At 36.9% G+C, this 11,492-nt stretch carries 12 protein-coding genes and 1 tRNA gene; 5 read left to right on the top strand and 8 right to left on the bottom strand.

The window, feature by feature from the left end; all coding sequences use genetic code 11:
• The first annotated feature begins 433 nt into the window (after positions 1 to 433).
• Positions 434 to 610 (top strand): hypothetical protein, encoded by a 177-nt coding sequence (locus ACNAZ4_RS22165; RefSeq protein WP_415818187.1) that lies wholly within the window; start codon positions 434 to 436, stop codon positions 608 to 610.
• Between the two features lie 15 nt (positions 611 to 625).
• On the opposite strand, the gene ACNAZ4_RS22160 is transcribed toward ACNAZ4_RS22165, so the two are convergent.
• Genes ACNAZ4_RS22160 through ACNAZ4_RS22150 form a run of 3 tightly spaced genes read right to left on the bottom strand, consistent with a single transcriptional unit; the run spans position 626 to position 2,660 of the window.
• Complete coding sequence (locus tag ACNAZ4_RS22160) at positions 626 to 1,180, bottom strand: GNAT family N-acetyltransferase (RefSeq protein WP_415818185.1); 555 nt, start codon at positions 1,178 to 1,180, stop codon at positions 626 to 628.
• Entirely contained in the window at positions 1,180 to 1,731 is a 552-nt protein-coding gene (locus ACNAZ4_RS22155) for a GNAT family N-acetyltransferase (protein ID WP_415818183.1), read from the bottom strand. Before ACNAZ4_RS22155 ends, ACNAZ4_RS22160 begins: the two co-directional genes overlap by 1 nt.
• 14 nt (positions 1,732 to 1,745) lie before the next feature.
• Positions 1,746 to 2,660, bottom strand: coding sequence for a DMT family transporter (locus ACNAZ4_RS22150; RefSeq protein WP_415818181.1), 915 nt, complete (start codon positions 2,658 to 2,660; stop codon positions 1,746 to 1,748).
• Positions 2,661 to 2,807: 147 nt separating this feature from the next.
• Between ACNAZ4_RS22150 and ACNAZ4_RS22145 the strand changes: the two genes are divergently transcribed.
• Positions 2,808 to 3,503, top strand: a complete 696-nt coding sequence (locus ACNAZ4_RS22145; protein WP_415818179.1) for an MgtC/SapB family protein — start codon at positions 2,808 to 2,810, stop codon at positions 3,501 to 3,503.
• Between the two features lie 104 nt (positions 3,504 to 3,607).
• A tRNA-Ala gene (locus tag ACNAZ4_RS22140) sits at positions 3,608 to 3,680 on the top strand.
• Between the two features lie 111 nt (positions 3,681 to 3,791).
• On the opposite strand, the gene ACNAZ4_RS22135 is transcribed toward ACNAZ4_RS22140, so the two are convergent.
• Both ACNAZ4_RS22135 and ACNAZ4_RS22130 read right to left on the bottom strand, forming a co-directional pair.
• Complete coding sequence (locus tag ACNAZ4_RS22135; RefSeq protein ID WP_415818177.1) at positions 3,792 to 4,916, bottom strand: site-specific integrase; 1,125 nt, start codon at positions 4,914 to 4,916, stop codon at positions 3,792 to 3,794.
• Positions 4,917 to 5,252: 336 nt separating this feature from the next.
• On the bottom strand, positions 5,253 to 6,491 hold the full coding sequence (locus ACNAZ4_RS22130; RefSeq protein ID WP_415818175.1) for a hypothetical protein: 1,239 nt from the start codon (positions 6,489 to 6,491) through the stop codon (positions 5,253 to 5,255).
• 398 nt (positions 6,492 to 6,889) lie between these two features.
• Here ACNAZ4_RS22130 and ACNAZ4_RS22125 point away from each other — a divergent pair, with 398 nt between their 5' ends.
• Both ACNAZ4_RS22125 and ACNAZ4_RS22120 read left to right on the top strand, forming a co-directional pair.
• Positions 6,890 to 7,126 (top strand): site-specific integrase, encoded by a 237-nt coding sequence (locus ACNAZ4_RS22125; RefSeq protein WP_415818173.1) that lies wholly within the window; start codon positions 6,890 to 6,892, stop codon positions 7,124 to 7,126.
• Between the two features lie 58 nt (positions 7,127 to 7,184).
• Positions 7,185 to 7,382 (top strand): hypothetical protein, encoded by a 198-nt coding sequence (locus ACNAZ4_RS22120; RefSeq protein ID WP_415818171.1) that lies wholly within the window; start codon positions 7,185 to 7,187, stop codon positions 7,380 to 7,382.
• Positions 7,383 to 8,134: 752 nt separating this feature from the next.
• On the opposite strand, the gene ACNAZ4_RS22115 is transcribed toward ACNAZ4_RS22120, so the two are convergent.
• The 3 genes from ACNAZ4_RS22115 to pdxR all read right to left on the bottom strand — a co-directional run bounded on the left by ACNAZ4_RS22115 (position 8,135) and on the right by pdxR (position 11,279).
• The gene (locus ACNAZ4_RS22115; protein WP_415818169.1) at positions 8,135 to 8,971 is read right to left on the bottom strand and encodes an STAS domain-containing protein; all 837 of its coding nucleotides are present in this window, start codon (positions 8,969 to 8,971) and stop codon (positions 8,135 to 8,137) included.
• A gap of 404 nt (positions 8,972 to 9,375) precedes the next feature.
• Entirely contained in the window at positions 9,376 to 9,816 is a 441-nt protein-coding gene (locus ACNAZ4_RS22110; protein ID WP_415818167.1) for a YfmQ family protein, read from the bottom strand.
• Positions 9,817 to 9,848: 32 nt separating this feature from the next.
• Entirely contained in the window at positions 9,849 to 11,279 is a 1,431-nt protein-coding gene (gene pdxR / locus ACNAZ4_RS22105; RefSeq protein ID WP_415818165.1) for a MocR-like pyridoxine biosynthesis transcription factor PdxR, read from the bottom strand.
• Between the last annotated feature and the right edge of the window lie 213 nt (positions 11,280 to 11,492).

The raw sequence follows: 11,492 nt of genomic DNA, 5'->3' as shown, positions 1-11,492 counted from the left end.
CTCTCCAAAAAAGAGTTATGAGTTAGCTCATAAAGTTAAAACGTTGGCTCATGTCTTCTATATAATAGAAGCATGATAATATTGTTTGTTGACGCTTGTTTGTTTAGTTTTCAAAGAGCAAGTTGTTCAGCTTGTCGCCCATAAGCGACTTTATTAATATAACACGCTGTTTTGTTATTGTCAACATTGTTTTTTGTTTTTTTATTTCACTAAAAGCAATGTTGTTTTTGTCAATTCAGCGTTGTTTTTCTGAAGCGAGATTAAATATACCACGGATAAATTATGTTTGCAATATAATTTCAAAAGAATTTCTCACGACCACAAAATTAACCTCAGCTTTACCTGGTTTCTTCTAATTGTATGTCTTATTAATATTTTTTCTTACTGTTTCATATAATGGTTTGGACAAACTATCCAACAGAGGTGATCTTATTTGCTGCAATCAATCGCACTATATCTTTCATTACTTATGGCCATCTTCTTATTCAGTGTTGCCTATTTCGAAGCCATAAAAATAGCGGACGCTGATGGTAAAGTCCATGGAGGAACGTTTATTTTCTCCACCATCTGCGCACTATTATTTTCGAGGTTCACTTATCTTTTCATCTAAAAAATCCCCTGATTTTCAGGGGATTTTTATTATTGAGGCAATAGCCGCGTCTACAAATTGTCCTTTTTCAAAGTACCGCTTTCTCAATGTTCCTTCATATTGAAAACCACTTTTTATCAAAACTTTTCCTGATTGTTCATTCCTCGGGTCGTACATTGCTTCTATCCGATTGAAATCCATCTTTTCAAATCCAAATGCCACTATTTCTTTTACAATCTCAGGCATTATCCCTTTGCCCCAGTAATCAGGGTGAAGTTCATATCCTATTTCCGCTTTGAAATTTTTAGCGTCAATCGCATGGAAACCACAGGTACCCGCCACCCTGCCCGTTTCTTTCAGCTCTGCACCCCAACGGATTTGCCTTCTCTCAATAAAGCCCAGGTTGAATTTTTCTATCAGGTCGATAGCCTGCTGTCTATGTGTAAAGCTTTCAAGGTTATAATATTTTGTCACATCGTCCTGCGAAAAATAACTGAACATCTCTGGGGCGTCTTCAGTTGTCAGCTTCCTTAAGTAAAATCTTTCGGTCTCCAATATAGGAAACTGCTCAAATACATTCTCCAATCCCATTATCGATCCCCTGACTGCTTTTCAGCTAATGACTGATTCAGCAATTTTAAATTGTTCCATACATAAGCTAGTTCAGTGTATTCCTGCCCTGCAATTTCAACAACTTCCTCGCCGGCATTTACAGGATGGAGAGATTCATAAAACTTCCGGCTTTCATTATCCTCCAGAACCCATACAAGCATGGAGTCATATTTCTGTCTTGACAACTCTTCTAGACCTGCCTGGAGAAGCTTGGTGCCAGTCCGTTCTCTCTGATATTTTTTCAGGATGTAAATCGCATACAACTCACCATCTGCCTCGAACTTGCCCGTTCTTTCCTTACCAAAGGAAGCAAAGCCCACTATTTCTCCACCTGGATTAACAGCTACGAATACCGGGGAGGTTTCGGCAGTTTGTGTCAGGCTCTTTTCCCATAAAGGCTGGCGATCCTCTGACTTCAATGAATCAAGATACTCCTGGCTTACTATCCCTTGATAAGTTTCTTGCCAGCTTTTTACATGCACCTTGGCAATGCCCTCAGCATCTTGAAGCGTCGCTTTTCTGATTTCCATGACCATACACACCCCTAACTTGAGATTGATTTCACCTCTGTCTGATTCTTGAGTTTCATTTTTCGTTCATCAACTAAAAATAAAGTTATACCTGCAATAACGATCAATCCCCCGATTACCTGGGTCAAGATAACTTTTTCGCCAAGCAGGTAGTAGGCCAATGCTGTTGCACCTACCGGTTCGAACAAGATGGCCATTGAGATAACGGAAGCGCTGATCCATTTGATCGACCAGTTGAACAATGTGTGGCCAAGTAATGTTGGGATCAGTGCAAGGAGAATAAAATAAACCCAGTCACTTGCAGGGTAAGGATAAAAGGATTCACCGACAGCAATTACATAGACCAACAATGCAATTGAACTGATGCTATAGACAATGAATGTATAGGTGATTAAAGACATCCTCTTCCTGACCGTTTGGCCAAATAATAGATATACAGTGACCAATGCACAGGCTACAATAGCCAAAAAGTCTCCAAACAAAGCACTTCCACTAATCTTAAAATCGCCCCAGCTGATGATGACACTACCGCCGATGGCAATGATTCCACTTAGGATCGCTTTAAAAGAAACGCGTTCTTTAAAGAAAAAGTACGCTCCAATAAATGCGAAAAGCGGCTGCAGGGTGACCAGCACGGTAGAACTCGCTACTGAAGTATAGTTTAGGGATTCGAACCAGAGGATAAAGTGAAAGGCCAGGAATATGCCTGCAATCCCGGTGAACATCCAATCCCGCTTCGTAATAAGACGGAGTTCTGAAACATACTTTATAAGAAACACCGGCAGCATCAGCAAAACAGAAAAGAACAATCTGTAAAAAGCAATGACACCCGACGGCGCAGATGAAACTTTAACCAGGATGGCAGATGTCGATACAGCCACAACACCGACTGCAACTGCCAAATAGGGGTTTAATTTTGGTGAGTCCATTACAATTCTCCTTTAATATGAATTATGTGTATTTTACTATGAAATCTAATTTTTAGCTTTCCTTAATTGAAATTTTATCGCTTTACTGTGTTTAATTCATTGTTTTTAGGGAAATTAAATACATCTTTTCAGGGGCAGGAGATCAATATGCTTTCTTCAATTGATATGGAAATTTTACTTAAACTTGGGATATCCGCTTTCTTGGGGTTAGTAATCGGGCTTGAAAGGGAGATTAAAAGAAAACCGGTCGGGCTTAAAACGAGTCTGGTCATATCGATTGTCAGCTGTCTGTTGACGATCGTATCCAGTGAATCAGCCTATATGTTCCCCGGTGATGAAGATGTCAATATCACGATGGACCCACTCCGCTTGGCTGCCCAGATTGTCTCCGGAATTGGTTTCCTCGGTGCAGGGGTTATTTTACGGAGAGGGAATGATACCATTTCCGGCCTTACTACTGCCGCGATGATTTGGGGTGCTGCCGGGATTGGAATCACAGTTGGGGTTGGATTTTACTGGGAAGCCATTGCCGGTGTAGCACTGTTAATTATCAGTGTTGAATTCATCCCATTTCTTATGACCTTCATCGGACCACGGCAATTAAGGCAAAAAGAAATCCGTCTTCAGTTCAATGTGAATAGCCGTGAAAGCATCGCCAATATCATCAGCAAGATTAAAGGCGAAGAAATCTCTTTGAAAAATGTCCGCATCAAGGATCTTGCAGAAGGAAACCAACTGGTTCAGTTGATTGTGACGGTGGACTTTCGCAGAAAGACTACAGATGTATATGAGGCAGTGACTGAAATCGAGGGAATTAACCGGGTAGAGATCGAAGGATTATGAGAAAAGCCGCTGATTGGCGGCTTTTTTGCTTCGTTCCGAAATTTTGTCTTGCATGTCCATGAAGAAGGTTATATAATCTTTCTTGTACCTTATCAATTTGATACGGGGGATTAGCTCAGCTGGGAGAGCGCAACGCTGGCAGCGTTGAGGTCAGGGGTTCGAGCCCCCTATTCTCCACTTACCGGAAACCCTTGCGCAGCAAGGGTTTTTTGCATTTTTAGGACTTCCCTTTGCCTCATACTTTTTGAAAAGTGCACAAAAAGTGCACCTTTAGTATACTAAAGCGCTTTAAGCCTGTTTGAAGAAGCCCCTTTCAAACCGATCTGCTGCTTGCTGTTGTAAGTCCGGATTTACATGCGAATATATGTCCAGGGTGGTTGTTACATCGGCATGACCTAATCGTTCCGCTACAATCTTAGGGTTTTCTCCATATATCAGCAGCAGGGTAGCATGAAGATGGCGTAAATCATGAAGCGTGATTTTCGGAACGCCTGATTTTTTAATATACCGATGAAACTCCCTTAGCAAATTCCGAGAATCTTTAAAGTTCCCATCATAAGCACAGAATACCATATCAAGATCATTATAAGCTGCACCTAACATTTCTTTATGTTTTTCTTGTTTTTCTTTATAGAGGAGTAGTTTTTCCACTAAGTATGATGAAATGGATATTTGCCTGCGTGAGCTTTTCGTTTTTACATCCTTCAAAAAAATCCCCTTCTTCACGGTCCTTGCAAGGGAGTGGCTGATCCGAATTTTTGCTTTTTCAAAATCTATATCCGACCATTTTAATGCCAGCATTTCTCCCCGTCTAATACCAGTAAAAATGAAGGTTTCATAAATCATTTCTTCTTCAACTTCTTTCACTACGTCCAAAAACCGATTCGTTTGTTCTTCTGTCCATGGATTAACTTCTTTCCTTTTAATTTTCGGGGGTGTTGCATCTAAAGCAGGATTTTGTTTCAGATATCCCCATTTAACAGCTTGAGTAAATGCCCTCCTAAGTAAGTTATGAAATTCACGGATTGTTTTAGGCTGGAGGTCCTCATCAAGCTTATCGTTATAGAAATCATCCAACATTTTAGTGGTTATGCTATTTATTGAAGTATTGTTGAAATAAGGGATTAAATGATTCTTTACGGTATACCATCTGGTTTCTGCCGTTGTATCCTCAACAGAATTTTTGTATGAGCCATTAAACCATTCAATAATATACTCAGAGAAGGGTATTTGCGAAGGTTCAACATACTTACCTTCATTTAGTTCACTAAGTACCTTATTTAGAAATTCCCTGGCTTCTTTTTTTGTTTTAAAACCTCCTTTAAATCCTTGCATTCTTCTACCTTCTTTTGTTTTCCCCTTATCGAATCTTACTGCATATTTTGTTCCCTTTTTGAAAATTGATCCTTCCATTTCGCTTACCTCCAAAACTGTATTTTATGTAAGCATCTGGTCTTTAACATGATTGCCATATGCTGTTTTGTTTAAAATTACTGGGAAACAAAAAACTCCGTGACTAATAAGTCACGAAGTGCTTCTCGTAGTTTAAATTTCAACGATATTTCAAGTTATCAATTAAGTTTTCCTGCATAATACTATCTAAAGTACTTTTGTGATTAAATTATTGCATTTCTACTCAACTTAAGGACTACTACGTAGTCCACACAGGTCGAACTCTGATCCGATTTAAGTAACAACATTGGAGATATGAACGACGGAATTCTCCTCGCCTTTTGTTTTACTGCAAAATCACTTAATGTTTTCTGAAATTTTATAAATAAACTTTATCAATACCGCTTTTAATTTTTCTAACTCAATCAATGCGTCTTCAATATTTTTTATTTTATACTGATCCACTATAAGTTGCTCCATCCCTTTACCTTGTTGTTCAAAACTATTTATTACATCGTTTAATTCATCATTATGCTTTTGACTTCTCACAGACCAAACCAAGGAGGTTAAAATAACAAGGATTAAGAAAGCAGAGAAAGTTCCAACCATTGAAACACTTTGTGAGAGAGGTGTAACTGCCTTTAACTCTGAAATGGGTGTAGATAGAAGATTATTGAAACTATAATAAATAAAAATAAAGAACGATGGGATTTCTTCGTAATAAAAATGAGTCGTGTTTAACTTAAATAATGATAAATTTATTAAAGTGAATGATAAGATAGTAAAAATCACGAGGCCAACAATACTAATTACATAGTAAGCAAAATTCATCCGGCTGTTTTGGTAAAGTCTTAATTTTTTTGCAATAAATAAATGTATTCTATTAAAAAGGACTAACATTTGAAGATTCGTTGTCCTTTTTTCCATCTGCCTGTCATTCAGGAGTTCAACAGGCGTTTTTGTTATTTCCTCTTCAAGAATTAATGTGGATTTATCCACTCTAGAGAGGAATAAAGTGTAAAATCCGAGGATACTTGATTTTTTAAATATAACTTTAAATCTGTTGTAAAACGTCAAAATCAATATTACTGATATGGCCGTACAAGAAAAGAGCAAAAGTGCTTTATTTGTTGATGTCATAATTACTATCAGCGAAATTAGATATACAGTAGAAGAAATGAATGAATATTTTATTGTAATCATAAAGGATAAAATTCCATTAATGAATGTAAAAGCTAAAACCCAGTTCTTCTGCCTGAAAATAATGTGTGGAATCCGCCAGAACAAAAGTATTAATGGATAAAAGCAGATATATAAAGACCAAAAAAATATATTCTTATTCTTGGTAAATAACCATAATAAAGCAACTAAACCTAATAGAATTGGTAATTTATATATAATAAAATAAGTGTGATTAGGCAGGAAATTTTGTATCAAATAAATATCAACATCAAATATAAATAATTTAATTATTGAATATGCCCATATAAAAGCTGCAATAAATTCTCTTAATAGCTTTGTTAAAGTCAACTTAGAATCTAAAGTACTCTTAACTATTACATTTATATCTTTCTTTCGATTCGTTATCTCGTTCATTTTCCCTCCAAGTAAATTAATATAGTAAGACGCCAAAGTATATAACTTATTTTATCATTTCATGAAATTTTTTACATCAACCATGAAAAAAAGCACGACAAACTTTGCAAAGTACAGCTTTTAATTTTTCGTACATAATCGTAAAGAAAACGCAGTGATTGAAGTCAGCGTATAAGTCAGCGAGACAATTAAATGGTTAGGACTACTACTATCGCCAAAACAACAAATCAACCAGTAAGATAATACTACGTCTTGTATCGCTTTGCAGCCAGAAATAAATGGAGAAGCACAGGGACGTTGTTCTTCTAAAGGCTCAAGGATGAAATCATCGGGAAGTTATCCCGGGAGATTCATTTAACCTTCATAACTTGGTGTTTTGCAAAACAAAGGGACCTACCATGGCTCCATCTGAAATAACTAAAGCTCTCAAAAGGTGTTTAAAGACAGCCAGCCTTCCAGATAACCGGTTTCACGATCTCAGGCATTCTCACGTAACGATTCTGCTGGAAGAGAATGTCCACTTTAAAATTGTCAATACCCGTTTCCACAAAAGAAGAATAAAGGCGATTTGGCGTAATGATATAATAATCGGTAGATTCCGGATTGGCTTCATCATACCGTCCACCTGTATATAGAGTTGAGCAGCTAATCTCTTTTAACTTACAGGTACAGTCAAAGGTTTTAAGATTTCCCATGACCGTGAATTCAGAATCAATCGCTGATGGCTTATCCTCATTATCGCCTGGATGGAATCGTGCAGTTGATTCATTAGGGACAATCTCAAACAGCCAAAAGGAATTGATGAAGGGAAGCAAACAGCTGGGAAATCAATTAAACAGTGGCGCAAAGAATATCGAAGCATACAACCAGGTCAGCCTTTCTCTAAAATGATGCCCAATCCGTTCCGATTAAAATAAGAACTCCTTCATGATGTGCCGAACTATGGAACAGGGCTTGCTCCTTATTTCATATCGCTCAGCTTATTTGCAGGTGCGTTACTCCTATCAACTGTAGTTCCTTTTCGGGATACAATCGCACCGCCCCAATCTGCCTTTAGCTGGTTTGTTTAAAAATTTGCTGGTTTATTTGTCATCTCGATTTTTCATAGCCTGATTACCAATTTCTTATTGGTTCAATTGATAGGACCGTTTAGCGTTTATGGCGACCATTTAAATCCTGGTCACAGCTGGAGATAATACAGGAAGATTTATTTGTATCATCCTGCTCGTTCTTCAATTAACACCGAGCGCAGGTACCTTTCCTGTGGAACTGGTGCCTACTACCCTTCAGAGGCTTAACTATGTATTGCCAATGACTTATACCCTACAAGGATCGAACTCTCATTTCCACAGGGGATTATGAAATTCTCCTCCAAGACATTTTTAGGCTTATGATCTTTCTAGTCGTTTCACTATTGCTTACAAAATTGGTGCTAAGCATCCAAAAAAGAAGACTAAAGATGTGAAAAACAAAACCTCCTCAAGAAATGATTGAGGAGGTTTTAACGAACATTTTTAATTAAAACTCTGAACAAAATTGCTCATTATTCAAAATGAACAAATGGATCCCTTAAAATAAATAAAATGACCAGTCAATGTTTATAATGAATGAGCCTTTTTATTATTGGTTAGAAGTATATGTTATTATTTTATAACTTCTATCGCTTTTAAAACAGATCCGTACGTCTTAATCGATGAAAAGTCGATTCCGGCACTAATAGATTTTTTTGCTAAATCGGGCCGAATACCAGTAAAAACCATATTTACTCCCAACAGCCGAAGAACATCATTTATTTTAAATAACTGACTTGCAACATATATATCAATAGTAACAATTCCTGAAAAATCCATAATAAGGTAGGCAAGCTTTAATCGAGAAATTTCGGGTACAACCCAATTGAAAATATGTTCAACTCTTTCAGATTCAATGTTTCCTATTAAAGGAAGGATAGCAATACCATCATGGATAGGTACAATAGGAGCCGATAATGCATCAATTGCTTTTTGTTTTTTAATTAACTCTTTTCCTCTTTCATCAATGACACTATCGGTCTGGCGCTCAAAAGCAAGTATGGTCTCAGTAACGGTAATATCGAGCATATAGTTAACACGTTTATTTATTTCAGCAGATTCTTCAAAGGTAAGTCCATGCTCTAAAGAAACCTTTGTGATTTGTTCTATAAGACCCAATCTAATTTGAGGATAACGCCCGATTATTCCTGAAATTCTGCCCCTGAGCGCCGCTGAACGTTCTCCACTTTTTTGACTCATTTTTAAAAAACCTTCTGGTACTTCATATTCATTTAAAGTTATGCCTTCAGCCGATAATGTGATGAACTCAGTGTAAACACTGTAGTAATACTCTAAGTCTTCTTGAGAAAGTACGATCCCAAGTCTTTGTACAATATCATCAACGACTTTAACTGCTAATGAATCAGCATGTTCAGTTAGATAATCAGCAACCACTGAAAATGATTTCATAATTCTCCGCCCATCCTTTCTTTCATTTCGATTATATCCTTTATTTTTTTAAATAAATATTTTAAATCATATTGTTAGAATATCGTATCCATTTTCTAAATTATATTTACTTTAATCCTTTTCTTGTTCTTAATATTCAGAACTTCGTAATTTGTTAGACATGGAAGGGAATATTGTAACCGTTCGATAGCCAACAGAAACCTCTTTAAATTGAATAAAATTTATTGTGTCTAGTAGATTTTCATCCATATATCCAACTCTTGCCGTTTATTCGTTATTCAACTATCCTGCTCCTATAGTACCATAATAAAATGTCACCATTAATTGGTGACATTTTCTAAATTATTGCACTAAGATGTTCTCTTTTTCTATCCAACCAAGAGAATAATTCTTTATTAATTCTATTATCCTTTCTCTATAATATCAGCCTTTATTTGAAGGTCAGAAAGTAGGCTATAGGATAATATTTTCTTTTTATACTCTTTAACAACATCTACACGGTCTTTATAAAGGAATAAGGATACTTTTACCTTCTTTTTACCTTCGTTCACGTTAATAATAACAGGAGGCCCACTATCATCCCTAACTAAGTAATGCTCCTCAGTCCCTGGCCAAATGTAGTGTTTTTCTAAAAATGTTCCTTCATTGAAAGAATGAATGATTTGTATTTTTTCTTTCCCTTCAATTATTTTACCATTTGAGAACACTGTGGAATTTTTATAATTAACCGTTGAGTGCAATTCAAATTTTTTGAGAATCCATTCAACAACACCGGTAGGAAGACAAGTGACTACAATCTTAAATAAACTAAAAAGTGTTAACGAAATGATAACAGCCCATGTCATTTAATCATCTCCAATATGATTTATTCAATATACTACAAGGAAAAAAAAGCCTCCGAAAACCTTTTAATCCCTCTTTCAATATTTTTTTCATTTTCGCGTGCAAATGTAAAACGTACAAAGCCTTTTTTTTCTCCCATAGTCAATCCAGGGACAAAGATTACCCCTCGCTTAATAGCTGCCTCAAGCAGTTTTGCCTCGCTATATTCTTTCTTCAGCTCGCACCAAAGATGGATTCCCCCTTGAGGAATATGGAATCCTACATGGTCCTCCAATGTTGAACGAAGGCTGGTAACAATTTGGTCCCTCCGCTGCATAAGCTTAGAAATCAAATTGTTTAAATGAACATCAAAATATTCCGAATCAAGAAATTCATTTGCAATCCACTGGGTAAAACTTGCGTGTCCGAAATCCACTTGTTGTTTAGCATCCGCAATCCTCTCGATAACTGGCTTAGGTCCAATAATCCATCCAATCCTCAGCCCTGAAGCTACAATCTTAGACAAGGAACTAATATACAAGACATTTCCGTTCACATCCATAGATTTTAACGGAGATGTTTTTTCTCCTGAAAAGGATGTTAAGCTGTACGGGTCATCTTCAATTACTGGAATGCCCATTTCTGATGACAACTCCAGTATTTGTTTACGGCGTTCGACGCTTAAAAAGGCTCCAGTAGGATTTTGATGAGCTGGATTGAGAAAAAGCATTCGTATTCGGTGTTTTTGATGCAGCTTTCTCAAATGATCGGGGTTGATTCCATCCTTGTCTACCGGAAGAAGATACGTTCTAACTCCTGCTGATTTGAAAATTGAAAGACCGTAATGATAAGAAGGATCTTCCAAAGCAACTGCGTCTCCAGGCTTAAGAAGACACTGAACCACAAGATGGAGTGCTTGCTGAGCTCCAGAAGTGATAAGAATGGATGATGGGTCAATTTCAATATCTTTATATTTTTTAACATGCTTTGCAATCGTTGAACGCAAAATTTGATTCCCTTGAGGGTGATCATACCCAAGGTTGCCAACGAAGGTCCTTGTTGAAGTAATTTTACCCATATATTCCAATGGGAATAAATCCGGAGATAATTCACCGCTGGCAAGATTGATGAGTTTTTGGTCTTCTGTCTCCTTTCGCAACCTTTGGACAACAGGTAAACTTGGCTGAAAAGAACCTGCTTCAACATATCGATTCCAGCTGGGGATTCTCTTTTTTGTCAGACCCCAAATATCTTTGCTTATGACTGTGCCGCTACCTCGCTTCCTCTCTATTAGCCCATTCGACTCAAGCTCATCATAGGCTGCGACAACAGTACTCCTGTTTAAATTAAATTCCTCAGCTAGCTTCCTTTCAGAAGGTAAAGGGTTATCCAGAGGGAAAGTTCCGTCTATAATTCCGTGTTCAATATACTCTGCAAGTTGTTTGTATATAGCTTTTTTATCTTTCCGATCAGGTTTCCAGTTCATTGCTTACCTCCTTTTTTATTAGTATTCATATCAATTAACAAATTTAATATACACTCCAACCGCAATGAAGGAGATTAAAATTACGACTATATAAATGATAGAAAGATTTACGGTATTTTTCTTTGTTGCATTCTGGTAACCTTCATCACCTTTCCCGGCCAACAGCAAAGTAAGCACTAGTACAGCGACTATAATAATGACAACTAAATATAG

The sequence above is a fragment of the Mesobacillus thioparans genome (genome assembly GCF_965138835.1).
GTDB lineage: Bacteria > Bacillota > Bacilli > Bacillales > Cytobacillaceae > Mesobacillus > Mesobacillus thioparans.
This window is presented reverse-complemented; position numbering and strand designations above follow the sequence as displayed.